We start from the raw sequence: 23315 nt of genomic DNA, 5'->3' as shown, positions 1-23315 counted from the left end.
TTCAGCGACCGGTTGGATGCATGCCCCCTCCCGTTGCGCTTCCACAGCGCCTATGTGAAGCCCATGACCGACCTTTCTCCCCGCGAAATCGTCTCCGAACTCGACCGCTTCATCGTGGGCCAGCATGACGCCAAGCGCGCCGTGGCCGTGGCCCTGAGGAACCGCTGGCGCCGCAAGCGCGCGCCCGAGGACATCCGCGACGAGATCACCCCCAAGAACATCCTGATGATCGGCCCCACGGGCGTGGGCAAGACCGAGATCGCCCGGCGTCTGGCGCGACTGGCGGGCTCGCCGTTCCTGAAGGTGGAGGCCACCAAATTCACCGAGGTGGGCTATGTGGGCCGCGACGTGGACCAGATCATGCGCGATCTGGTGGAGGCCGCCCTGGTGATGGTGCGCGACGACCGCAGGGCGGGGGTGAAGGCCAAGGCCGAGGCCGCCGCCGAGGAGCGCATTCTGGACGCCCTGGTGGGACCGGGCTCGCAGCCGGTCACTCGCGACGCCTTCAAGAAGAAGCTGCGCGCGGGTGAGATGGACGACAAGGAGATCGAGCTGGCGCTGGCGGACACCACCTCGCCGTTCCAGAACATCGACCTGCCCGGCGGCGCCGGCATGGGCGTGCTGAACCTGTCGGAAATGCTGGGCAAGATGGGCGGCGGCAAGACCAAACCGGTCAAGCTGCAGGTCCGGGACGCCTGGGCGCCCCTGACCACCGAGGAAAGCGACAAGCTGCTGGATCAGGACAGCCTGACCCGCGAGGCCGTGATGCTGGCCGAGAACGAGGGCATCGTCTTTCTGGACGAGATCGACAAGGTGGCGGCGAAGTCCGACCGCTCCGGCGCCGACGTCAGCCGCGAGGGGGTCCAGCGCGACCTGCTGCCCCTGATCGAGGGGACCACCGTTTCAACCAAGTACGGGCCGGTGAAATCCGACCACGTGCTGTTCATCGCCTCGGGCGCGTTCCACGTGGCCAAGCCTTCGGACCTGCTGCCCGAGCTGCAGGGCCGTCTGCCCATCCGGGTCGAGCTGAAGGCCCTGACCCGCGACGACTTCAAGCGCATCCTGACCGAGCCCGAGGCCAATCTGATCCGTCAGAACCAGGCCCTGCTGGCGGCCGAGGACGTGACCCTGATTTTCACCGAGGACGCCGTCGAGGCCATGGCCGACGCGGCGGTGGCGGCCAACGGCGCGGTGGAGAACATCGGCGCCCGCCGTCTCGTGACCGTGATCGAGCGGGTGCTGGAAGAGACCAGCTTCAAGGCCTCCGATCTGTCGGGCCAGACCCTGACCTTCGACGGGGAGATGGTGCGTGAAAAGGTCGGCGATCTGGCGAAGAACGCCGACCTCAGCCGCTTCATTCTCTGATCGTCACACGCTCTCGGGTGCGATCTCGTAGGTGGTCGAGCAATATTCGCAGGTGACGCGGATCTTGCCGTCGTCCTCGACCATTTCGGCGCGCTGGTCCTCGGGGAAGGCGCGCAGCATGCCGGTGACGCGCTCGGGCGTGCAGCGGCAGACGGCGGCGAGGGCCAGCGGGTCTTCCAGCCGGACGCCGTCCTCGTGGAACAGGCGGAACAGCAGGGTTTCGGCGCTGATGGTCGGGTCGACCAGCTCGTCGTCGCCCAGGGTGGCGAACAGGGCGCGGGTGCGGTCCCATACCTCTTCGGTGGAGCCACGGGTCTCGTCCCCTGCGATCAGCTGGATCATGGCTCCCCCCGCGCGCCAGCTCTGGCCCGCAGCGGTGGTCACGCGGCCCACGGCCAGGTTGACCCGGGTGGGCACCTGTTCGGACTGGGCGAAATAGGTCTCGGCGCACAGGGCCAGGGTTTCGCCCTCGATGGGGGTGACGCCCTGATGGCGCGCCATGTGCTCCCCCTGGTCCAGGGTCATGATGAAAACGCCGTCGCCCAGAAGGGATTTGGCGCCGGGCCGGGCGAAGCCCTTCGACGCCTCTGCCACCTCGTCGGGATCAAAGCGGCAGTAGCCGCGCAGGGTCCCGGCGGTGTCATAGTCGGCGACCACATAGCGGACCGGGCCGTCGCCCTGGGCCTGGACGATCAGACGGCCCTCGAACTTCAGGGCGGAGCCCACCAGGGCGGCCAGGGCGCAGGCTTCGCCCAGCAGGGCGGCCACGGGCTCGGGATAGTCATGGGCCGACAGGATGGCGTCCACAGCCGGGCCCATGCGGACCAGACGGCCGCGCACGGGCCAGCCCTCGATCTGGAAGGCGGCGGCCAGGTCGTCTGGGTGGGCGGAAAGGGGCGCGGCGGCGCTCACGGCGTCAAATCCTCTGGTTGTCGACGGACGGCGTCAGATAGTGTGTTCACGCCCTCGTGGTAAGAGGGCGGAACCCGCCGGCTGGGCGGGCCGTTCCGATTCCGACGTGTTCACAAGGCCATCCATGTCCCGCAAGCCCAGGCTGAAGCCCCTTTCGAAGCAGGCCATCGTCATCACCGGCGCCACCTCCGGCATCGGCCTGGCCACGGCGCGCCGGGCGGCCAGGGCCGGGGCGTGTGTGTTCCTGATCGCGCGCAGCGAGACCGATCTGAAGGCGCTCTGCGAGGAGATTCAGGCTGAAGGCGGGCGCTGCGCCTATGCGGTGGCGGATGTGGCGGACCATGACGCCCTGGCCGAGGCGGCGGAGAATTGCCGTCGGATGTTCGGCGGTTACGACACCTGGGTGAACAACGCCGGGGTTTCCATCTACGGCCCCATCCGCGAGACGACGCTGGAGGATCACAAGCGCCTGTTCGACACCAACTACTGGGGCGTGGTGAACGGGTCGATCATCGCGGTGGAGCATCTGCGCACGCGGCCGGGCGGCGGGACGATCATCAATGTGGGGTCGAGCCTTTCGGATGCGCCATTCCCGGTGCAGGGCCTTTACGCAGCGTCCAAGCATGCGGTGAAGGGGTTCACCAACTCGCTGCGCATCGAGATGCTGCGCGAAGGCGCGCCGGTGAAGGTGTCGCTGGTCAAGCCGGCGGCGGTGGACACGCCCTATCCGCGCCACGCCCGCAATCTGACCGGCGAGGCGGTGCGCAACCCCCAGCCGGTCTATGCGGCCCATGTGGTGGCGGACGCCATCCTGCACTGCGCCACCCATTCGACGCGGGAAATCACGGTGGGCGGGAGCGCATCGGTCCTGGCTGCGTTCTATGCGGTGTTCCCCGGTGTGGCGGAACCGCTGCTCGCGCGCTTCGGACCCTCGATGATGCGTGATCGGCGCGCCGATTATCAGACCTATGACGACGGGCTCTATGACCCGACGGAGGACGGTCTCTATGAAGAGGTTCATTATCCCATGGTTCGACAGTCCAGCCTTCTGGCCCAGGCCCGCATGCACCCCGGCGTCACCGGAGGCGGCCTGGCCCTGATCGCCCTGGCCGGCGTCGCAGCCGTGCTTCTGACCCAGCGCAGCGGCCCGACCCGCTATGAGCGCCTGCGTTCGCGGGTCGATCCGCGCAACTGGCGCCGCCAGCCCAGCATGGGCGATCGTCTGGGCCGCTGGAGCGACCGGGTGCGCGATGACGCCGAGGACTGGAGCGGCCGCGCCGCCAGGGACGCCCGCCGCTGGTTCGACCGCGCCGCCGAGGCCTTCCCCGCCGAAGAGATCGAGGCCGGCGCCCGCAAGACCGGCCGCATGGCCCGGGACGGGGCGGTGCGCACGGGCCGCTTCGCCAAGGACCACGCCCGCGAGGGCGGGGCGCTTCTGGCGCTGGCCACCATCGCGGCCGCCGTGGGCGCCGCGGCGCTGGAGCACCACCGCGCGCAGGACCGCTGAGCGCTCGCTAGAGAAAAAATGCCCCGGACTCGCCTGAAATAGGGGCGTCCGTGCATTGCTGCACCCGCGAAGGGGCGGCTAAAGAAACGGAATGAACGCTTCGCCGTCTTCCGCTTCCGCAGCCGCCCCTTTCGTCGTGCTGGATTTTGACTCCACCCTGGTCAAGGTGGAGACGCTGGATGCGCTGGCCGACCTGGTGCTGAGCGAATCCGCCGAGGCGGAGGCCATCCGCATCCGGGTGGCGCGCCTGACCGACCAGGCCATGGCCGGGGACATCGATTTCGGCGAGGCGCTGAAGCGGCGGCTGGAGCTGCTGCAGCTGACCCGCAGCCATGTGGAGGCCCTGGCCGACCGCATCCTGGGCGAGCTGACCCCGTCGGTGCGCCGCAATGCGCGCTTCTTCGCCGAGAACGCCGGGCGCATCATCATCGTCTCGGGCGGCTTCCGCGAGATCATCGCCCCGGTGGCGGCCGAACTGGGAATCGCGCCCGAGCGGGTGCTGGCCAACGACCTGCTCTATGACGAAGAGGGCCGGGTCACCGGGGTGGACGAGGCCAACCCCCTGTCACGGGAGGGCGGCAAGGCCGAGGCGCTGAAAGCGCTGAATTTGCCGGGGCCGGTCATCCTGATCGGCGACGGCTGGAACGACGCGGTGATGAAGAAGGCCGGGGTCGTGGACCGGTTCTACGCCTTTACAGAGGTGGTGCGGCGCGAGCCGGTGGTGGCGGCGGCGGACGCCGAGGCGCGCTCGCTGGACGAGGTGCTGCACGCCGAGGGCCTGAGCGGACGCTGGTCGTTTCCGCGCAGCCGCATGAAGATCCTGCTGCTGGAGAACATCCACCCCCTGGCCGTGCAGCGGCTGCGCGAGGAGGGATACTCGGTCGAGACCCTGAAGGGGGCTCTGGACGAGGACGCCCTGATCGAGCGGATCAAGGGCGTGCATGTGCTGGGCGTGCGCTCCAAGACCAATGTGTCGGCGCGGGTGCTGGAGGCGGCGGACAAGCTGATGGCCGTGGCGGCCTTCTGCATCGGCACCAACCAGATCGATCTTGAGGCGGCGGCTGACCGGGGCGTTGCGGCGTTCAACGCGCCCTATTCAAACACCCGCTCGGTGGTGGAACTGGCCATCGGGCTTACGGTCACCCTGATGCGCGACGTGGTCGACAAGTCCGCCGCCATGCACCGGGGAGAATGGAACAAGTCGGCGGCCGGCTCGCGCGAACTGCGCGGCAAGACCCTGGGCATCGTGGGCTACGGAGCCATCGGTTCGCAGCTGTCGGTGCTGGCCGAGGCCCTGGGCATGCGGGTGGTGTTCTACGACGTGGTGGAGCGTCTGGCGCTGGGCAATGCGCGGCGGCTGCGGTCGCTGGACGCCCTGCTGGCCGAGGCGGACGTGGTCAGCCTGCACGTGGACGGGCGCCTGACGAACACCAGTCTGATGGGGCCGCAGCAGTTCGCGCGCATGAAGCCGGGCGCCCTGCTGCTGAACCTGTCGCGGGGCCATGTGGTGGATATCGGGGCCCTGGCCCAGGCGCTGGGCTCGGGCCGGGTGGCCGGGGCGGCGGTGGACGTATTCCCCGAGGAGCCGCGCACCAATGACGATCCGTTCGAGAGCCCGCTGATGGGCCTGAAGAACGTCATCCTGACGCCGCACATCGGCGGTTCGACCGAGGAGGCCCAGGAGGCCATCGCCGACTTCGCCGCCGAGCGGGTGCTGGGCTATCTGAACCGGGGCGACACCACGTTCAGCGTCAACCTGCCTAATGTGCAGCTGGCCGAGGTGACGGGCGGGCACCGGCTGCTGCACATCCACCGCAATCAGGCCGGCGTGCTGGCGGCCATCAACCGGGTGCTGGCGGATGCGGGGCTGAACATCCTGGCCCAGCACCTGAAGACCGACGAGCGCACCGGCTATGTCATCGCCGACGTGGACCGGGATTACGACCGCGCGTTGCTGGCCGATCTGAAGGCTATTCCCGGGACCCTGCGGTTCCGGATTCTGCACTGAACCTTCCCTTGCGGCATCTTGCGTCCGCCGCTGAGCGGCGCACAGTGCCGGCAACGACCGCATACTGACGGTCGAGGGAGGAAGATCATGTCTCGTCAAACCGTTTCGGCGGCCGCGCTCGCCGCTGTTCTGGGCGCCGTGATGCTGGCGCCGCCGCAGGCGCAAGCCCAGTCCTATGACCGTCTGGTCGTGTTCGGCGACAGCCTGAGCGACAACGGCAACCTGTTCGGCTTTACCGGCGGGACGCAGCCCCCGGCGGCGTTCTACTGGCAGGGGCGATTCTCGAACGGACGCGTTTTCACCGAGTTGCTGGGCTTTGACGCCACCGGCTTCGGCACGACCGCGGGCAGCGTCAACTACGCCTTCGGCGGCGCGCGCACAGATGCGGCCATGAGCCCGCCTGGCATGCAGGTGCAGCTCCAGGCCTATCTGGCGAACGGCGGCACGTTCGGATCGGGCGATCTGGTCAGCGTGCTGGGCGGCGCCAACAACATCTTCCAGGCTCTGGGAACGATCAGCACGGTGCCGATGGCTGACCCGCTCGGCTATCTGACGCTGGAGTCCATCGACGCGGCAAACGAGATCACCGGGCTGGTGAACGCCATCGCCGGCGCGGGCGCCGGGACGGTGCTGGTCTCGAACCTGCCCAGCCTGGCCGCCACACCCCAGTTCCGGGGCGGCCCTGCCCAGAATCTGGCGGGGGGCGCCACATCGACCTTCAACGCGGCCCTGAGGCAGGGGCTGTTCGCCGCCGCCGCCGCCAACACGAACAGCAACATCATCCTTGTGGATCTGGAGACGGCCTCGGCCTTCTTCGCCGCCAATCCCGGCCTGTTCGGGGTGACCAACGCCACCGACGCCTGTTTCAACCAGACGACCTTCACGGTCTGCGCCAATCCGGACAGCTATTTCTATTTTGACGGGGTCCACCCGACGGCGACAGGACACCGGGCCCTGGCCAATCTGGCGCTGGACTACATGTACTACGGCGACGCGGGGGCTCAGACCACGGTGCTGGGCGAGACCGCCTTCCGCCACCGCGAGCGGGCGATGGAGGACGGTTCCGCCCGCCTGTCCGGACGCGAGGGCTGGACCGAAGGCTCCGGCGGGGTCACCGCCGGGGTGGTCTATGACCAGACCGAATTCGACGCCCGGGGCGCGATCGCCGCGGCCGAGACCGAGACCTGGGGCGCGCGCTTCCAGCTGGAGGCCATGCCGTCGTCCAGCTGGCGCTTCGGCGTGGGCCTGGGCCTGGACCAGGGCGATCTGACCGCCGGCCGCCTGACGGCGGACATCGAAACCGTCAGCGCGGACCTGTGGGCGGGCTGGCGCTCGGGCGACGTGTTCGTCAACGGCGTGATCGGCGTGTCCAGCGACCGGTTCGATGACATCAACCGCCTCACCGCCCTGACCCCCGTGGTTCACACGGGCAAGACCCGGGCCGTGACCACCGGCGCCCGCCTGCAGGCGGGGACCTGGATGGAGATGGGCGGCCTGGCCCTGTCGCCGCGTGCGGCCCTGGCCTGGGTCAGCGCGGATCTGGACGGCTATGTGGAGCAGGGCCCCGCCGCCCGCCACGACATCGCCGACCGCACAGTGGAGGGCGTCACGGCCGAGGTGGCCCTGCGACTGGAAGGGGGCGGCCCGGCCTTCGGATTCTACGCCGAGGGCGGCTATCGCGATCTGATCAACGACGACGCCGATCCGGTGACGGTCGGCCTGGCCGCCAATCCGGCCCAGGCCCTGTCCACGGCCTTCGACAACCCGCTGTCCGAGCAGGTCATGGTCAATCTGGGCGTCACCGCGCGCCTGGGCGAGCGGATGAACCTGGACATCGGCTATCGCGGCCGGTTTGCGGAGGCGGCCGACAGCCACGTGGGGGCGATCACCCTCAGCCTGCCGTTCTGATCGCGCAGGATTAAAGAACAGACGGCGGAGGGCTTCGCGCTCTCCGCCGTTTCTGCGAGGGCGCCAAAAGGTTGCGCCGGTGCGGCGGTCTGTCGCAGGCGGCGCCCATAAATGGCCCCATCGGCCCCGCACAACGCCCCCTCGATCAGGTCGCCGACCTCCTGATCGGAGGTTTCGGGTCTCTCGGAGACCCGCGCGGCGATCTTTCCATCGAGCTTTTACGAGCTTGTCACGCCGCCGACGGAGCCGCCGCTTGCGACGACTATTGCCGACTGCGAGGTCTTTCCTCACCCATTCCGGCCAGACCCTCGGTCTGGCGGCCGTCGCCGTGATGGCCATGGCCGCCGCGCCTCAGGCCATGCATGTGGCCGTGGCGGTGGACAAGCCCGTGGCGGAGCGGCCCATGGCCCCGCCCCTGATCGCCGAGGCCAAGGACATGGGTCCGCCCGTCCGCATCATCAGCTTCGACCTTCCCATCAAGAGCCATCCCATCAATTCGCGCTTCGGGACCCGCCGTCTGGCGGGCGAGCCCGGCGCCCGCCATCACGCCGGGATCGACATCGCCGCGCCCACGGGCACCCCGGTGCTGGCTACGTCCGAGGGCGTGGTCACGGCCGTGGGCTATGACCGCGCTGGCTATGGCCGCTATGTGGAGGTGCGCCACCCCAACGGCCTGCGCAGCTTCTACGCCCACATGAGCGCCGTGGACGTGCAGACCGGTGCCGAGGTGGCGGCCGGTCAGGTCGTGGGCAAGGTGGGCTCCACCGGCTACTCTACCGGCCCGCACCTGCATTTCGAGATTCGCCGGGGCGGCGCGCGTCTGAACCCCGCCAACTATCTGGGCCGCGAGTTCGCGGTGCGCATCCCGGGCGACCGGGCGCGGGGTTAGGCTGCGTCTTTCAGGTCGTGGCGCAGTCTGAATGAGTCGCCTCTGGTCGATATGGCGATAAGGGTTTCGGTGGCCAGGCTGACAAGCGCTCGAGCCATACGCAGAACCAGTGAGCGTTGTGGAAGGCGATCACGCGCATAGACGAGATGATCCACTTCCTCCTTGAGGATATCCCGGACGATATCAGCCAGTTCGGGATCTGCGCGGTCAAGGAAGCTGATCTGCTCCAGCAGATGACGGTGAACCGTCTCTTCTACGGCTTGCGTGCAGACCAGCACGCCGACTCTTCCGAAGGCCGAAGAGAGCCACCCCAGAAGACTTCCTCCGCTTTTCCATATCACCAGGGCGCGGCAAGGTTTGGCGCCCCGCTGCGGCATGGCGTCCTGGAAAGCTGTCCGGTGACGCAGTTCATGATCCAGCGTCTCATTCAGCCATGCGCCGAGTTCGCCATCCGCCTTGTTCAGGCCGCGCAGTTGCGCCTGATATATCGAGACAGCGCCGTGTTCACCTGCATGGTTCACACGCAGGATTCGTCTAATCAGGCGCGTCGCCTCGTCAGGTTGATTGGTCAAAGGCCGCTGACGGACTGTACGCGCCCATCCCCAGGCTCAGGTGTCGCGCCGCGAAGGTCGCCACCGCCATCACCGCCAGGGACAGGGCCGGGAACCAGAGCGGGTGGGGCATCAGGACCACCAGGGCGATCACGGACGCCATCATCAGCCCGCCCACGATCAGCGCCGCCCAGTCGACCCGCGCCAGGCGCGCGGCCGTCAGGGCGCCCAGAAAGGTGGCGACGCCATAGCCGACGATGACCGCGGCCAGGGTCGGCGCGCCGGGCGCCACGTCCAGCCGCGTGGGCGGCGGCGGCATCAGATAGTGGGCGGTCATCTCCCACAGGCTGGTGATGACGACGGCCAGCACGACCCCCGCCAGCGTCCCCAGAATTCGTCGCAGCACATCCCTCTCCCTGAAAGCCCCGATCGACAATCCGCCGCCGCGCAAGTCCCGTCAACGGCCACGGTTGGCGGGCGACGGAGAAGCGGGTTAGTCATGGTGTTCGCGAACAGGGGAGGCGGCATGGGTCCGGCGCTCGCACTTACGGATGTCAGCAAGCGGTACGGCGCCTTTCAGGCCGTGCGTGATCTGAGCTTTCAGGTTCCCAAGGGGTCCATCTGCGGCTTTCTGGGACCGAACGGGGCGGGCAAGACCTCGACCATCCGCATGATCCTGGGCCTGACCCCGGCCACCTCGGGGCGCGTGGAAATCCTTGGGGCGAACGACGGGCGCAAGGTGCGCGACCGCATCGGCTTCCTGCCCGAGGAGCGCGGCCTGTACCGCAAGATGACGCCGGTGGACGCCATCGCCTTCTTCGCCGGTCTGAAGGGCGTGCCGCTGGGCGAGGGCCGCCGCCGGGCCCGGGTCATGCTGGAGGCCCAGGGGCTGGGCGAGGCGTCGAACAAGAAGATGAAGGACCTGTCCAAGGGCATGGCCCAGAAGGTCCAGCTGATCGCCGCCCTGGCGCACGAGCCGGAGTTCGTGATCCTGGACGAGCCGTTCTCCGGACTGGACCCCATGAACCAGCAGGGGCTGGAGGTTATGATCCGCGACATCGCGTCGAAGGGGGCCACGGTGCTGTTCTCGACCCATGTGATGCAGCACGCCGAGCGGCTGTGCGACAAGGTGGTCCTGATCGCGGGCGGGCAGAAGGCGTTCGAGGGCACGGTGGATGAGGCGCGGGCCACGGCGCCGCGCTATCTGGAGCTGGAAGGCGCCATCGCGCCGGACGTCGTCGCGGCCCTGCCGGGCGTGGTCTCGGTGGAGAGCGAGGATCTGGGCGAAACGCGCCGCATCCGGGCGACCCTGAAAGCGGGCGGCGCGGGACAGGAGGCGCTGAAGGCGGCCTTCGTCCAGGGCCTGGATGTGCGCACCTTCCAGATGCGCGAGCCCAGCCTGCACGACGCCTTCATCGGCCTGACCGGGGCGGACCCGGATCAGGATCAGGGTCACCGGACCGAGGAGGCCGCCCGATGAAACGCGCCCTGTTGATCGCCCGCCGCGAATATCTGGCCTACGCCCGCACGGTCGGGTTCTGGCTGTCGCTGCTGGCCCTGCCGTTCTTCGCCGTTCTGGGCGGCTCTGTGCCCTTTCTGATGGAGCGGTCCGAGCCGGTGCGTGAAGTGGTGTTGGTGGAGGCGCCCGGCGAGGGGCCGTCCCTGACCGCCGCTGTGCGCGCCGCTCTGGACCGCGAGGCCCTGGGGCGTCAGGCGCAGGCCCTGCGCGCCGCAGCCCGTATCGAGGCCGGGCCCGAAGCGGCCGACGCCGTGCGCGACCGGACTGAGCGGGAGGGCTATGAGGCCGGACTGGCGGAGCTCAGGCGCGTCGCGCCCCAGGCGGCTGCGGGATTCAGCACGCCGCGCGAACGCATCCGCATCATGGACCCGGCGCCGGCCGGGCTGACCGAGCTGGCGTCCACCGAGGATCCGGCGGCCATGCTGGCTCCGTGGTTCGAGGGCGAGCGCCTGCTGCCGGGCGAGGTGCGGCTGGATTCGGCGGTGATTCTGAACCGGGTCGACGGCGCGCCCTCGGCGGTGGTGTGGTCGCGCCGGGCCACCAACGACACGGTGGAGGACGCGGTGCGGTCGGCCCTGGTCGAGGTCAACCGGCGCGAGGCCCTGACCGGCGCGGGCGTCGCCGACGTGGTGGTGGACGACGTGCAGCGGTTCCGGCCGCAGGTGCAGCTGTTCTCGCCCGCCAGCGCCAGCGGCGGCCAGGTCGCCATGCGCGACCGCCTGCCCGGCATCATCGGCTTCGCCCTGGGCTTCCTGTTGTGGTCGCTGGTGGTGACCGGGGCGTCCATGCTGATGAACAGCGTCATGGAGGAGAAGGCCAACAAGGTGATGGAGGTGCTGATGTCGTCAGCCTCATCCACCGAGATTCTGGCGGGCAAGGTGCTGGGCGTGGCCGCCCTGACCGGGACGGTGCTGCTGGCCTGGGGCGCCATGGGCGCGGCCGGGTTCGCGGCCCTGATTCCCCAGATCGGCGCGGACGTGGCCGCGGTGCTGATGAAGGATGGTCTGCTGCTGTATCTGTTCGCCTATCTGGCGGGCGGCTACCTGATGTACGCGGTGATGTTCGCCGCCATCGGGGCGTTCTGCGAGACGCCGCGCGAGGCCCAGACCCTGATCGGGCCGATCATGATGATCCTGATTGTGCCGCTGCTGGTCATGCAGATGGCCATGCGCAACCCGGACGCCATGGTGGTCAAGGTGCTGTCCTGGGTGCCCCTGTTCACCCCGTTCCTGATGAGCGCGCGGGCGCCGTCGGGACCGCCGCTGGTCGAGATCATCGGCACCATGGCCGGCATGCTGGTGACCGTGGTGGTGATCACCTGGCTGGCGGGCCGCGCCTTCCGCGCCGGGGCCCTGTCGGGGGTCAAGCTGGAGTGGAAGAGCCTGGGCCGGGTTCTGAAGCGGGAGGGATGATCCCCGCTGTCCCAACGTGAAAAGGCCGCCCCGGCGAACCGGGGCGGCCTGATCGTTTCAGCAGTCGTCCTGCCTTAGCGGCGCGGCGGCGGCGCGGGCAGCAGACCCTCGCGCTGGGCGCGCTTGCGGGCCAGCTTGCGGGCGCGGCGCACGGCCTCGGCCTTTTGACGGGCGCGCTTTTCCGACGGCTTTTCGTAATGCACGTGGCGCTTCATCTCACGGAAGCTGCCTTCGCGCTGCATCTTCTTCTTGAGCGCCTTGAGCGCCTGATCGACATTGTTGTCGCGAACGAAAATCTGAACCAGGGGTATCTCTCCTTTGGCCGCCCGCCGCGTCCTTATCCAAGGGAGACGGGCGAACAAAAAACAATTTCTCGCGGAAGGCGGGCTCCCGCAAGGAAGGCGTGCGGATACACGAACGGTTTGAGCCTGTCTAGGTTTCCGGTCCAAAGGACGCAGATTGTGATGCAGGCTCGCCACGCGCGCGGCCCGGGCGTAATCTACTGGCATGAACACGAGCACGGAACCCGACTGGGCTGACCGCATGGAGCAGGCGGTGCTGGACGCCGCCGTGGAGCGCGCGCGGGCGCTGGGCTGGAACCGCCGCCTGGTGCGCGCCGCCTGCGAGGCCCAGGGCCTGTCGCGCGGGGACGAGGAGCTGCTGCTGCCCAACGGACCGCGCGATCTGGCCGCCCTGCTGTCGCGCCGCCATGACGCCCGCGCGCTGGAGGGCCTGTCGTCCGAGGGCCTGAAGATCCGCGAGCGCATCTTCGCCGGGGTCTCGGCCCGCATGGAAGCCGGGGCGGCGGATCTGGAGGCGGCCCGCCGCTGCGCCGGCTTCCTGGCCCTGCCGACAAACGTCGATCTGGGGCTGGAGCTGGCATGGGAGAGCGCCGACCGCATCTGGCGCTGGGCCGGCGACACGGCCACGGACGAGAATCACTACTCCAAGCGCATGATCCTGTCGGGCATCCTGATCCCGGCCCTGACCATGCGCTGGTTCGACGGCCGCGAAGCCGCCGAGGCCTTCGTCCAGCGCCGCATCGACAACGTCATGACCTTCGAGAAGTGGAAAGCCGGCAAGGACTTCGACGCCCCGCTGAGGAAGGCGACGGAGTGGCTCGGTAGGATGCGGTATCGGGGGTAGATTCTCCTCCCCATTCATGGGGAGGGGGACCGCGCCCGACAGGGCGTGGTGGAGGGGGCGACGCCGATGGCGGACAGCAAATCCCATGAGCGTGCGCGACGGTTCAGACGCGAACTGACCCCGCCGGAAGCCCGGCTCTACGTCGCACTCAGAGGCCGAAAACTGCGCGGACTGAAGTTCCGCCGCCAGCACCCGATCGGCCCCTACATCCTCGACTTCTATTGCTCTGCCGCCAAGCTGGCGGTCGAGGTGGACGGCGCCTCGCACCTGACCGCTGAGCGCGGCGCCCACGATGAACGCCGGACGGAATGGCTGGCCCTGCAGGGCATCAAGGTGCTGCGGATCGCCGCGTCCGATGTGCGGGACCATCTGGTGGATGTGCTGGGCTAGATCGGAGATGCGGCCGAGGCGCGTTTGCCTCAAACACCGAGCCGCCCCCTCCACCCCGCGGGCTGAGTCGCCCGCGCGGTCCCCCTCCCCGCAGGCGGGGAGGAGAACTAGAGTTTCCGCACCCGGTTCACATGCCCCATCTTGCGCCCGGGGCGCGCCTCGCCCTTGCCGTAGAGGTGCAGGCGCGCGGCGGGGTCGGCGGACAGGGCGGGCCAGTCGAGGACGTCCTCGCCCAGCAGGTTGGTCATCTCCACCCGGGCCAGGGCGTCTGTTGATCCCAGCGGCCAGCCGGCGATGGCGCGGATGTGCTGCTCGAACTGGTCGCAGAGGCAGCCGTCCTGGGTCCAGTGGCCGGTGTTGTGCACCCGGGGGGCGATCTCGTTGACCAGCAGTGTCCCGTCGGCCAGCTCGAACAGCTCCACCCCGATGACGCCCACATAGGCCAGGCCGTCCAGAATGGCCTCGGCGATCTCGCGGGCGCGGGCGGCGGTGTCGGGGCGCACCTCTGCGGGGGCGAGGGTGGTGCGCAGGATGCCGTCGGCGTGGCGGTTCTCGCCCAAGGGATAGACGGCGATCTCGCCCTCCAGTCCGCGCGCGGCGATGATGGACAGCTCGCGCACGAAATCGGCCTTCGCCTCAAGAATGGCGGGGGCGCCGCCGATGGCCTCGAAGGCGGCTTCGGCCTCGTCGGCCGAGCGCACCCAGGCCTGGCCCTTGCCGTCATAGCCTTCGCGCCGGGTCTTGAGCAGGGCGGGCAGGCCGATGCGGGGCAGGGCGGCGACGATGTCTTCGGCCGAATCGATGGAGGCGAAGTCCACCGTCGCGGCGCCCACGGCGTTGAGGAAGGTCTTTTCCGCCGAGCGGTCCTGCGCCACGGCAAGGGCCGTGGGGCCCGGCGCCACCGCCGCGCCGTTGACGGCCAGCAGGTCCACCGCCGCCGAGGGCACGTTCTCGAACTCGAAAGTCACCACGTCGGACAGCCGGCCCAGCGCCTCCAGCGCGTCGGGGTCGTCGAACGGGGCGGTGATCTGCTGGCGCGACACCCGGCCCGCCGGGCTTTCGGCTTGCGGATCGAGGATCACCACGTCGAAGCCCAGCCGCGAGGCCGCCTGCGACAGCATCCGGCCCAGCTGGCCGCCGCCGAGAATGCCGATGCTGGAGCCGGGAGCGAGAGGGAACTGCGCCATCAGTCCTCGACGGTCTCCGCGACCGAAGCGGTCAGGTCCGCGCGCCATTTCGCCAATCGTCCGGCCAGGGCCTCGTCCGACAGGGCCAGAATCTGGGCGGCGAGCAGGCCGGCATTAGTGGCGCCCGCCTCGCCGATGGCCAGGGTCCCCACCGGCACGCCGCCGGGCATCTGGACGATGGAGAGCAGGGAATCGAGCCCCTTCAGCGCCCTGGACTTCACCGGCACGCCCAGCACCGGCAGCTCGGTCATGGAGGCGACCATGCCCGGCAGGTGGGCCGCGCCGCCCGCGCCCGCGATGATGACCTTGAACCCTTCAGCCTTCGCGCCGCGCGAGAAGGCGACCAGCCGGTCGGGGGTGCGGTGGGCCGAGACGACGCGCGCCTCCCAGGCGACTTCGAGCGCATCCAGCGCATCGGCGGCGCACTTCATGGTGGGCCAGTCCGAACGGCTGCCCATCACGATGGCGACCAGGGGCGTAGAGCGGTCCATGAACCCTCCGACGTCAAGGAAAGAGCGGGCTTATAGGACCGGCGTTGCGTGAGCAACCGGGTGCGGTAGCATCGGCTCCGTAAACGGGGGTGAGTCGCGCCCCCGGCGGGAGTTCGGGAGTGTCCGACGGTGGTCAGGGTCCGGTGAGCGGTGCGCTCGCGATCGACCTGGAAGGCGAGCTCCGGCGTCTGCGCGCGGAGGTCGAGGCCCTGCGCGCCCGAGCCGAGGCGGCCGAGGCTGCGGCGGACCACGATGTGCTGACCCCGGCCCTGAACCGTCGCGGTTTCATGGACGCCCTGCACCGGACTCTCGCCTATTGCCGCCGCCACGATGTGCCGGCGGTGTTGCTGTATCTGGATCTGGACGGGTTCAAGGGCGTGAACGACACCCTGGGCCATCCAGCGGGTGACGCGGCGCTGAAGCGCGTGGCCGAACTGATGCTGGCCAACCTTCGCGAAAGCGACGCCGTGGGCCGTCTGGGCGGGGACGAGTTCGCCCTGCTGCTGCTGAACGCCGGGGCCGAGGAAGGCCGCGACAAGGCCCGCCGCCTGCTGGAGGCCCTCAACGCCGACGGATTCGAGTGGGACGGCGAGCGGGTGCCGCTGGGCGGGTCGTTCGGCGTGCGCGCCTATGCGGGCCAGCCCGACGCCGAAACCTGGCTGGCCGAGGCCGACGCCGCCATGTGGGTGAAGAAGAAGGGGCGCTAGACTTTCTCTCCTCCCCGCTCGCGGGGAGGGGGACCGCGCGGGCGACTCAGCCCGCGTGGTGGAGGGGGCGGCCGGGAGGTTCAGGCAAACGCGCCTCGGCCGCATCTCCGATCCAGCCCAGCACATCCACCAGGTGATCCCGCACATCGGACGCGGCGATCCGCATGACCTTGACGCCCTGCCGGGCCAGCCATTCCGTCCGGCGTTCATCGTGGGCGCCGCGCTCCGCGGTCAGGTGCGAGGCGCCGTCCACCTCGACCGCCAACTTCGCGGCGGCGCAGTAAAAGTCCAGAATGTACGGCCCGATCGGGTGCTGGCGGCGGAACTTCAGTCCGCGCAGTTTTCGGCCTCTGAGTGCGACGTACAGCCGGGCTTCTGGCGGGGTCAGTTCGCGGCGGAACCGCCGTGCGCGCTCATGGGATTTGCTGTCCGCCACCTGGCCGCCCCCTCCACCACGCCCTGCGGGCGCGGTCCCCCTCCCCATGAATGGGGAGGAGAATATTTGCGCCTCGCGCATTATAGATCACGTCTTGTCCATGAATCATTCCCCCTCCCGCTCCCGCGGCCGATCGCGCCGTTCTGTCCTGACCAGCCTGGGGCTCCTGGGTGCAGCGGGGGCGGCGGCGTGGTGGGCGCGGGAGAAACTGTTCTGGCCGGGGCCGGGCGCGACCTTCGCCGAGGATGGGACCAGCGGCTGGCTGGCCTTCGCCACGGAGCATCGCCTGTTCGTCTCGACCCGCGCCATGATCGGCGACACGGCCGTGGACGCCCTGATCGACAGCGGGGCCCAGCGGTCAGTGTTGGACGCCACCCTGGCCGAGGAACTGGATCTGCCACGTCGCCTCGGTCCGCCCCAGATCGCCTATGGACTGGGCGGCGGGGCGCAGCTGGGCCATGCGGTCAATGCGGATGTGCGGCTGGGCTGGATGACCCTGAACGGCCTGACGGCGGGGGTGCTGGATCTGGGCCCGCTGGCGTCCAGCGGCCTGAACACCCGGTTGATCGTGGGCTATGACGTGCTGAGTCGCATGGCGCTGGATATCGATTTCCCGCGCCGCCGCCTGCGTTTTGGGCGTGACCTGGCGGCCGTGGCGCCGCCGGACGCCCAGGTTCTGCCCGCCACGCGTGAGGGTCGGTCCCTGATGACCCAGGTGTCGGTGGAGGGCGCGGTGCTGGACGCGGTGGTGGACACCGGCGCCTCGCCCGCCCTGAGCCTTAACATGGAGACGGCCGAGGCGGCGGGGCTGCTGGACGGCCGCGAGGCGCGCGAGGCGTCGAGCATCGTACTGGGCGGCGTGCTGGCGGGCCAGGTGGTCACGGCCCGCACCTTGACCCTGGGCGAACGCCTCTATGAGGATGTGGAGGTGCACGCCTATCCGCGCAGCGCCCTGCCGGGCGTGCCGGCGGTGCTGGCGGGCATGGGGCTGTTCCACGACGACCGCCTGATCCTGGACATGGGCGCCGGGCGGATGCTGGTGGGGTGAGCCGGGAACGGCTTGGCCAAAGGCGCCTTATGATCACGCCATGCCGCCGTCAGCCCTGAAGCCCGAAGCCCTGCTGCGCCCCACACCGAGGGGCCTGTGGTGCGAGCCGGGCGATTTCTACATCGATCCGCCGGGGCCCGTGGACAGGGCCGTCATCACCCACGGCCATGCGGACCATGCGCGGGCCGGGCACGGATCGGTGCTGGCCACCCCCGAGACCCTGGCCATCATGGGCGAGCGTTACGGCAAGGATTTCGCCGGGCGCACCCAGGGGCTGGCCTACGGCGAGACCGCCGAGGTCAATGGCGTGTCCGTGGGGTTCGCCCCCGCCGGCCATGTGCTGGGCTCGGCCCAGGCGGTGTTGAGCCATCGCGGTCTGACCGTGGTGGCGTCCGGTGACTACAAGCGGCGGCGCGACCCCACCTGCGCCCTGTTCGAGCCGGTGCCCTGCGACGTCTTCATCACCGAGGCGACGTTTGGATTGCCCGTGTTCCGCCATCCGCCCGACGCGGGCGAGATCGGCCATCTGCTGAAGTCCGTGGGCCAATTTCCGGACCGGGCCCATCTGGTCGGGGCCTATGCCCTGGGCAAGGCGCAACGGGTGATCCGCCTGCTGCGCGAGGCGGGCTATGACGAGGCCATCTACGTCCACGGCGCGCTGGAGCGGCTGAACCGGCTGTACGAACATTACGGCGTCGATCTGGGGCCGCTGGCGCCCGCCACCGGATCAAAGGCCGACTTCGCGGGGAAGATCGTGGTGGCCCCGCCCTCGGCCATCGCGGACCGGTGGAGTCGCCGCTTTCCCGATCCGGTCACGGCCTTCGCCTCGGGCTGGATGCGGGTGCGGGCCCGCGCGCGGCAACGAGGGGTGGAGCTGCCGCTGATCCTGTCCGACCACGCCGACTGGGACGAGTTGACCGACACCCTGACCGAGTTGATGCCCGATCAGGTCTGGATCACCCACGGGCGGGACGACGCCCTGTGTCGCTGGGCCGCGCTGAACGGCCTGAACGCCCGGGCCCTGCATCTGGTGGGCTATGAGGACGAGGACGACGAGGACATGGGCGGTCCAGAGCCGGGCGGGGAGGCCGACGGCTGATGCGCGCCTTCGCCACCCTGCTGGACCGGCTGTCCATGACCGCGTCGCGCAACGCCAAGCTGACCCTGATGCGGGACCATCTGGTGGACGCCCCGGACCCGGACCGGGGCTGGGCGCTGGCGGCCCTGACCGGGGCCCTGTCGTTCAAGGCCGCCAAGCCCGCCATGATTCGTCAGGCGGTGGAGGGCAGGGTCGATCCGGAGCTGTTCCGCCTGTCCTATGACTATGTGGGCGATCTGGCCGAGACCGTGGCCCTGATCTGGCCCGCCCGCCACGGCGCCAACCGCGAGCCGGAGCTGTCCGAGGTCATCGACGCCCTGACCCATGCCAAACGCGGCGAGGTGCAGGGGCTGCTGGAAGGCTGGCTGGACGCGCTGGACGCCGACGGGCGCTGGGCCCTGCTGAAGCTGCTGACCGGCGGCCTGCGCGTCGGCGTCTCGGCCCGGCTGGCGTGGCAGGCGGCGGCGGACTTCGGCGGGGTCGCGGTGGCCGACATCCAGGAGGTCTGGCACGCACAGGAACCGCCCTACGCCGACCTGTTCGCCTGGCTGGAGGGCAAGGCGGAGCGGCCCTCCACCGACGCCCACGGCCGCTTCCGCCCCGTCATGCTGGCCCAGCCGCTGGACGAGGCGACCGACCTGCCGAAGCTGGACCCGGCCGCCTACGCCGCGGAGTGGAAATGGGACGGCATCCGCGTGCAGGCGGTGTCCGAGGGCGGGGTGAAGCGGCTCTACAGCCGCACGGGCGAGGACATCTCCGGCGCCTTTCCAGACGTGCTGGAGGCCCTGACCTATGAGGGCGTGATCGACGGGGAACTGCTGGTCATGCGCGACGGGCAGGTGGCCTCGTTCGGAGACCTCCAGCAGCGGCTGAACCGCAAGACGGTGGATGCGAAGCTGGTGGCCGCCAACCCCGCCGGGGTACGGGCCTACGACCTGCTGGCGGCGGGGGGCGAGGATTTGCGCGGGCTGCCGTTCGCGGAGCGCCGCGCGCGGCTGGAGGCGTTCGTGGCGGCGGCGGGATCGAACCGCATCGACCTGTCGCCGATCCAGCCGTTCGATACGTGGGAAGAGCTCGCCGCCCTGCGCCTCGCGCCGCCGCCGGGCGATCCCGCCATCGCCGAAGGCCTGATGCTGAAGCGGCTGGACAGCACCTACGAGGCCGGGCGCCCCAGGGGGCCGTGGTTCAAGTGGAAGCGCGATCCGCACCTGATTGACGCGGTGCTGATGTACGCCCAGCGCGGCCACGGCAAGCGGTCCAGCTTCTATTCCGACTACACCTTCGGCGTCTGGGTGGAGGACGCCGACGGCGCCCATGTGCTGACCCCGGTGGGCAAGGCCTATTTCGGCTTCACCGACGAGGAGCTGAAGCAGCTGGACAAGTTCGTGCGCGACCACACCACCGACCGCTTCGGCCCCGTGCGCGCCGTGCGGGCGGACCGCGAGTTCGGTCTGGTGCTGGAGGTGGCCTTCGAGGGGCTGCAGCGGTCGAAACGCCACAAGTCCGGCGTCGCCATGCGCTTTCCCCGCATCAGCCGCATCCGCTGGGACAAGCCGTCAAAGGAGGCGGACGAACTGGCGACGCTGGAGCGGATGCTGAATGCCTGACCCTTCTCCCGGTGGGAGAAGGGGGACCCGCGCACCGGAGCGCGCAGCGCGAAGGTTCTTGCGCGGGGGATGAGGCGCGGGTGTTTCCAGGAGGCGGCCACCGAACCCTCACCCTGTGCGCGAAGGAGCGGCTGCTTCGCAAGCCGCTGCGCACAGCCCTCTCCCAACGGGAGAGGGAGTTACGTCCGCGTCCTGTCCCACACCCCGAATTCATGGGCGATGCACTGGGCGATCAGCTTGCGCCAGACGGGCTCGGCGATGGCGGGGGAGAGGCCTGCCTCTTCAGATGCGGCCAGCACCTTGGTCACCACGTCCTCGATGCGCCAGTCGTCGTGGACCACGTCGCGGCTGGGCTTGATGCGCGCGGCGGCCTCCATGTAGCGCTGCCGCTCGGCCAGCAGGGTGACCAGGGCGCGGTCGAGAGCGTCGACCCCGTCGCGCACCTGGGCCATGTCGGTGCAGTCTTCGGGCGGGGTGCGAGGGTCGATGGAGACGGAGTTCGGCGCGGTCATGGCCCCGGCTTTAGAGCATGATCGTTTCGGACGGAACCGCTGTGCGGTTCCGACAGAAGCGTGAATCATGCTCTCGCTTTTATCCGGAGCCTCATTCACGGCATCGGCGAAATCGCGAAGCGATTTCACCTCAACCGATCAGGCTCCAGGGGAGGGGGCCGCGCCCGCCAAGCCCGGTCAGCCCACGAAGGCCCGTTCCAGCACGAAATCGCCGGGTTCGGCGTTGGAGCCTTCCCTCAGGCCGTAGCCTTCCAGCAGCTCGGCCGTCTCCTTGATCATGGCCATGGAGCCGCACAGCATGACGCGGTCCTTGCCCGGATCGAAGCCCTGCTCAAGACCCAGATCGCGGAAATAATCGCCCGAGCGGATGCGGTCGGTGATGCGGCCCGCATTGTGAAACGGCTCGCGCGTGACGGTGGGATAGTAGGTCAACTGGGCCTTCGCCTCATCGCCGATCAGCGGGTCCTCGTGGATGCCGCCCTCGAAGAATTCGCGATAGGCCAGATCCTCGGCTTTGCGCACCGTGTGGGTCACGATCACCCGGCCGAAGCGGGAGTAGGTCTCGGGCTCGCGGGCCACGGACAGCCAGGGCGCCAGGCCGGTGCCCGTGCCGATCAGGTGCAGTCGCTCGCCGCCGGTCAGGGCGTCCAGCACCAGGGTGCCCGTGGGCTTCTTGCCCACCACCACCGTGTCGCCGGGCTGAATCTTCTGCAGCCGCGAGGTGAGGGGCCCATCCGCCACCTTGATGGAGAAGAACTCCAGCTCCTCGGCCCAGAAGGGGCTGGCCACCGAATAGGCGCGCACCAGCGGCTTGCCCGTCTCGGTGGGCAGGCCGATCATCACGAACTCGCCGGAGCGGAAGCGGAAGTCCTCGGCGCGCGACAGGCCGAAGCTGAACAGCTGGTCGGTCCAGTGTTTCACCCACAGCACCTCGGCCTCGTGATACGGGCTGGGTTTGGCGGGCTTTGCGGCGACGGCGAGAGTGTCGGTCATGGGGCTCCGACTTAAGCCCTTCGCCGGGGATGCGAAAGGTTCGCGGGCGCGACATTTTCTGCGGGGGACGGATACCCATTCTTATTCCGCCGTCGGCGCGGAAACAGTTGTCACGGGGCGCTGAGCCGCTAGCTTGGCCGCCATGCGCACATTGCTTCTGGCCTCGAGCCTGCTTATCGCCCCGCCCGCCTTCGCCCAGTCGATTGATGCGGCCGCCCCGGTCCTGACCCCCGAGCGGGTTTTCGCTGACCCCAGCCTGAACGGCCCGGTGGCTCGGGGGGTCAGCCTGTCGCCGGACGGCGAGCTGGTGGCTTTCCTGCGCTCGCGCGAGGATGACGTGAACACCCTCGACCTGTGGGCCGCGCCCACCGGCGAGGGCGAACCCTACAAGCTGATCGACGCGCGAGCGTTGGTCCCGGACGCCGGCGAACTGTCCGAGGCCGAGATCGCGCGGCGCGAACGCATGCGCATCAGCCAGCGCGGGGTGGTGGAGTATTCGTGGGACGAGCAGGGCCGCTACATTCTGGCCCCGCTGGAAGGCGACATCTTCCTGGCCGATCGCAATGGCGAGGTGCGCCGCCTGACCGAGACCGAGGGCGACGAGATCGACGCCAAGGTGTCGCCGCAGGGAACCTGGGCCTCGTGGGTGCGCGACGAGAACCTGTACATCCAGCCGCTGGCCGGCGGCGACGAGCGCGCGGTCACCACCGACGGCGACGGCCTGATCACCTGGGCCACGGCCGAGTTCATCGCCCAGGAGGAGATGGACCGGGACACCGGCTACTGGTGGAGCCCGGACGAGGCCCGCATCGCCCTGACCCGCGTGGACGAGAGCACGGTCGACGTGATCCCGCGCCTGGACATCCAGGGCGGCGGCGCCACCACCATCGAGCAACGCTACCCCCGCGCCGGGCGGCCGAACGCCATCGTCGACCTGTTCATCCATGACGTGGCCTCGGGCCAGCGGATCGAGGTGGACCTGGGCGAGAATGACGACATCTATCTGGCCCGCGTGAACTGGTCGGCCGACGGGGGCGTGCTCTATGTGCAGCGCCAGTCGCGGGACCAGCAGACCCTGGACCTGCTGGCCGTGGATCCGGCCACGGGCGAGAGTCGGGTCATCGTGACCCAGACCGACGACGCCTGGGTCGGCCTGACCCACGACTTCCGCGCGCTGGAGGACGGCCGCTTCGTCTGGTCCAGCGAAGAGGATGGCTGGCGGCATCTGTATCTGTACGAGGCCGACGGGACCCTGGTGCGCCAGATCACCGACGGCGACTGGGCGGTGAAATCCCTGGAGGGGATCAACGGGGAGACGGGCGAGGTCTTCTTCACCGCCTCGTTCGAAATCACGGACGTCGCCGCGCGCGAACTGCCCATCGAACAGCGCCTGTGGCGCACCACCCTGGATGGCGGGGCGCCGACGCCCGTGACTCCCGAGGGCGGCTGGTGGAGCGTGAACATGAACGGGCCGGCCACGGCCTTCGTGGGCAATTATTCCGATCCCACGGCGCCCAGCCGCAGCGGCCTGTACAGCGCCGACGGGACCTTCATCCGCTGGATCGAGGAGAACCGGCTGGGCGAGGGGCATCCCTATCACCCCTATCTCGCGCGCCACCGCACCCCGG

Annotated in this window: 23 protein-coding genes and 1 pseudogene; 15 read left to right on the top strand and 9 right to left on the bottom strand. The window is 69.5% G+C overall.

The genetic code is table 11. The annotated features are described in order from the left end of the window. Window positions 1-63 precede the first annotated feature (63 nt). Window positions 64-1365 carry an ATP-dependent protease ATPase subunit HslU gene (gene hslU / locus C0461_RS01975; RefSeq protein ID WP_292103464.1) on the top strand — a complete coding sequence of 434 codons (1302 nt, stop codon included), beginning with the start codon at window positions 64-66 and terminating at the stop codon, window positions 1363-1365. A 3-nt stretch (window positions 1366-1368) separates the two neighbouring features. Here hslU and C0461_RS01970 read toward each other — a convergent pair whose 3' ends face one another. Next, the gene (locus tag C0461_RS01970) at window positions 1369-2277 is read right to left on the bottom strand and encodes an Hsp33 family molecular chaperone (RefSeq protein ID WP_292103463.1); all 909 of its coding nucleotides are present in this window, start codon (window positions 2275-2277) and stop codon (window positions 1369-1371) included. A gap of 124 nt (window positions 2278-2401) precedes the next feature. Between C0461_RS01970 and C0461_RS01965 the strand changes: the two genes are divergently transcribed. The 5 genes and pseudogenes from C0461_RS01965 to C0461_RS01950 all read left to right on the top strand — a co-directional run bounded on the left by C0461_RS01965 (window position 2402) and on the right by C0461_RS01950 (window position 8589). Beyond that, a complete protein-coding gene (locus C0461_RS01965) occupies window positions 2402-3784 on the top strand; it encodes an SDR family oxidoreductase (protein WP_292103461.1) in 1383 nt (460 codons plus the stop codon). A 91-nt stretch (window positions 3785-3875) separates the two neighbouring features. Next, window positions 3876-4430 (top strand): annotated as a pseudogene (locus C0461_RS14445) (HAD-IB family phosphatase); the annotation flags it as partial. 9 nt (window positions 4431-4439) lie between these two features. After that, entirely contained in the window at window positions 4440-5792 is a 1353-nt protein-coding gene (gene serA, locus C0461_RS01960) for a phosphoglycerate dehydrogenase (RefSeq protein ID WP_363377373.1), read from the top strand. Window positions 5793-5879: 87 nt separating this feature from the next. After that, a complete protein-coding gene (locus C0461_RS01955; RefSeq protein ID WP_292103457.1) occupies window positions 5880-7700 on the top strand; it encodes an autotransporter domain-containing protein in 1821 nt (606 codons plus the stop codon). A gap of 253 nt (window positions 7701-7953) precedes the next feature. Continuing rightward, window positions 7954-8589 (top strand): M23 family metallopeptidase, encoded by a 636-nt coding sequence (locus tag C0461_RS01950; protein ID WP_292103455.1) that lies wholly within the window; start codon window positions 7954-7956, stop codon window positions 8587-8589. Here the strand turns inward: C0461_RS01950 and C0461_RS01945 are convergent. Together C0461_RS01945 and C0461_RS01940 are read right to left on the bottom strand one after the other, a co-directional pair. Next, entirely contained in the window at window positions 8586-9161 is a 576-nt protein-coding gene (locus C0461_RS01945) for a demethoxyubiquinone hydroxylase family protein (RefSeq protein ID WP_292103454.1), read from the bottom strand. The genes C0461_RS01950 and C0461_RS01945 overlap by 4 nt on opposite strands. Continuing rightward, window positions 9145-9546: a hypothetical protein gene (locus C0461_RS01940; RefSeq protein WP_292103452.1), complete on the bottom strand. Its 402-nt coding sequence runs from the start codon at window positions 9544-9546 to the stop codon at window positions 9145-9147. Before C0461_RS01940 ends, C0461_RS01945 begins: the two co-directional genes overlap by 17 nt. Before the next feature lie 120 nt (window positions 9547-9666). Here C0461_RS01940 and C0461_RS01935 point away from each other — a divergent pair, with 120 nt between their 5' ends. Next, on the top strand, window positions 9667-10620 hold the full coding sequence (locus tag C0461_RS01935; RefSeq protein ID WP_292103513.1) for an ATP-binding cassette domain-containing protein: 954 nt from the start codon (window positions 9667-9669) through the stop codon (window positions 10618-10620). Further along, window positions 10617-12071 carry an ABC transporter permease gene (locus C0461_RS01930; RefSeq protein ID WP_292103451.1) on the top strand — a complete coding sequence of 485 codons (1455 nt, stop codon included), beginning with the start codon at window positions 10617-10619 and terminating at the stop codon, window positions 12069-12071. Before C0461_RS01935 ends, C0461_RS01930 begins: the two co-directional genes overlap by 4 nt. A gap of 74 nt (window positions 12072-12145) precedes the next feature. Here the strand turns inward: C0461_RS01930 and rpsU are convergent, their stop codons facing one another. Continuing rightward, window positions 12146-12376 carry a 30S ribosomal protein S21 gene (rpsU, locus tag C0461_RS01925; protein WP_148291571.1) on the bottom strand — a complete coding sequence of 77 codons (231 nt, stop codon included), beginning with the start codon at window positions 12374-12376 and terminating at the stop codon, window positions 12146-12148. Between the two features lie 202 nt (window positions 12377-12578). Between rpsU and C0461_RS01920 the strand changes: the two genes are divergently transcribed. Both C0461_RS01920 and C0461_RS01915 read left to right on the top strand, forming a co-directional pair. Then, entirely contained in the window at window positions 12579-13217 is a 639-nt protein-coding gene (locus C0461_RS01920; protein ID WP_292103450.1) for a COQ9 family protein, read from the top strand. 66 nt (window positions 13218-13283) lie between these two features. Further along, on the top strand, window positions 13284-13607 hold the full coding sequence (locus tag C0461_RS01915; RefSeq protein ID WP_292103448.1) for an endonuclease domain-containing protein: 324 nt from the start codon (window positions 13284-13286) through the stop codon (window positions 13605-13607). Window positions 13608-13714: 107 nt separating this feature from the next. On the opposite strand, the gene C0461_RS01910 is transcribed toward C0461_RS01915, so the two are convergent. Both C0461_RS01910 and purE read right to left on the bottom strand, forming a co-directional pair. After that, complete coding sequence (locus tag C0461_RS01910; RefSeq protein WP_292103446.1) at window positions 13715-14794, bottom strand: 5-(carboxyamino)imidazole ribonucleotide synthase; 1080 nt, start codon at window positions 14792-14794, stop codon at window positions 13715-13717. Beyond that, window positions 14794-15285 (bottom strand): 5-(carboxyamino)imidazole ribonucleotide mutase, encoded by a 492-nt coding sequence (gene purE / locus C0461_RS01905; protein WP_292103444.1) that lies wholly within the window; start codon window positions 15283-15285, stop codon window positions 14794-14796. The genes C0461_RS01910 and purE overlap by 1 nt, the downstream gene beginning before the upstream one ends. A 119-nt stretch (window positions 15286-15404) precedes the next feature. On the opposite strand from purE, the gene C0461_RS01900 reads away from it, so the two are divergent. Further along, a complete protein-coding gene (locus C0461_RS01900) occupies window positions 15405-15992 on the top strand; it encodes a GGDEF domain-containing protein (protein WP_292103443.1) in 588 nt (195 codons plus the stop codon). Between the two features lie 46 nt (window positions 15993-16038). On the opposite strand, the gene C0461_RS01895 is transcribed toward C0461_RS01900, so the two are convergent. Beyond that, window positions 16039-16428 (bottom strand): DUF559 domain-containing protein, encoded by a 390-nt coding sequence (locus tag C0461_RS01895; RefSeq protein WP_292103442.1) that lies wholly within the window; start codon window positions 16426-16428, stop codon window positions 16039-16041. 100 nt (window positions 16429-16528) lie between these two features. On the opposite strand from C0461_RS01895, the gene C0461_RS01890 reads away from it, so the two are divergent. Genes C0461_RS01890 through C0461_RS01880 form a run of 3 tightly spaced genes read left to right on the top strand, consistent with a single transcriptional unit; the run spans window position 16529 to window position 20182 of the window. Next, window positions 16529-17476, top strand: a complete 948-nt coding sequence (locus C0461_RS01890; RefSeq protein ID WP_292103440.1) for a pepsin/retropepsin-like aspartic protease family protein — start codon at window positions 16529-16531, stop codon at window positions 17474-17476. A gap of 40 nt (window positions 17477-17516) precedes the next feature. Next, window positions 17517-18575 (top strand): ligase-associated DNA damage response exonuclease, encoded by a 1059-nt coding sequence (locus C0461_RS01885; protein WP_292103438.1) that lies wholly within the window; start codon window positions 17517-17519, stop codon window positions 18573-18575. Further along, window positions 18575-20182 (top strand): cisplatin damage response ATP-dependent DNA ligase, encoded by a 1608-nt coding sequence (locus tag C0461_RS01880; RefSeq protein WP_292103436.1) that lies wholly within the window; start codon window positions 18575-18577, stop codon window positions 20180-20182. The genes C0461_RS01885 and C0461_RS01880 overlap by 1 nt, the downstream gene beginning before the upstream one ends. 179 nt (window positions 20183-20361) lie before the next feature. Here the strand turns inward: C0461_RS01880 and C0461_RS01875 are convergent, their stop codons facing one another. Both C0461_RS01875 and C0461_RS01870 read right to left on the bottom strand, forming a co-directional pair. Then, window positions 20362-20694 (bottom strand): chorismate mutase, encoded by a 333-nt coding sequence (locus C0461_RS01875; RefSeq protein ID WP_292103434.1) that lies wholly within the window; start codon window positions 20692-20694, stop codon window positions 20362-20364. Between the two features lie 177 nt (window positions 20695-20871). Further along, entirely contained in the window at window positions 20872-21687 is an 816-nt protein-coding gene (locus C0461_RS01870) for a ferredoxin--NADP reductase (RefSeq protein WP_292103432.1), read from the bottom strand. Between the two features lie 142 nt (window positions 21688-21829). On the opposite strand from C0461_RS01870, the gene C0461_RS01865 reads away from it, so the two are divergent. Then, window positions 21830-23315, top strand: a 1486-nt coding sequence (locus C0461_RS01865; RefSeq protein WP_292103431.1) for a DPP IV N-terminal domain-containing protein, incomplete at its 3' end; no start/stop codon positions are given.

Source organism: Brevundimonas sp. (assembly GCF_013823285.1).
Lineage (GTDB): Bacteria > Pseudomonadota > Alphaproteobacteria > Caulobacterales > Caulobacteraceae > Brevundimonas.
The sequence above is the reverse complement of the archived record's forward strand: the minus strand, read 5'-3'. Positions and strand labels throughout refer to the sequence as shown.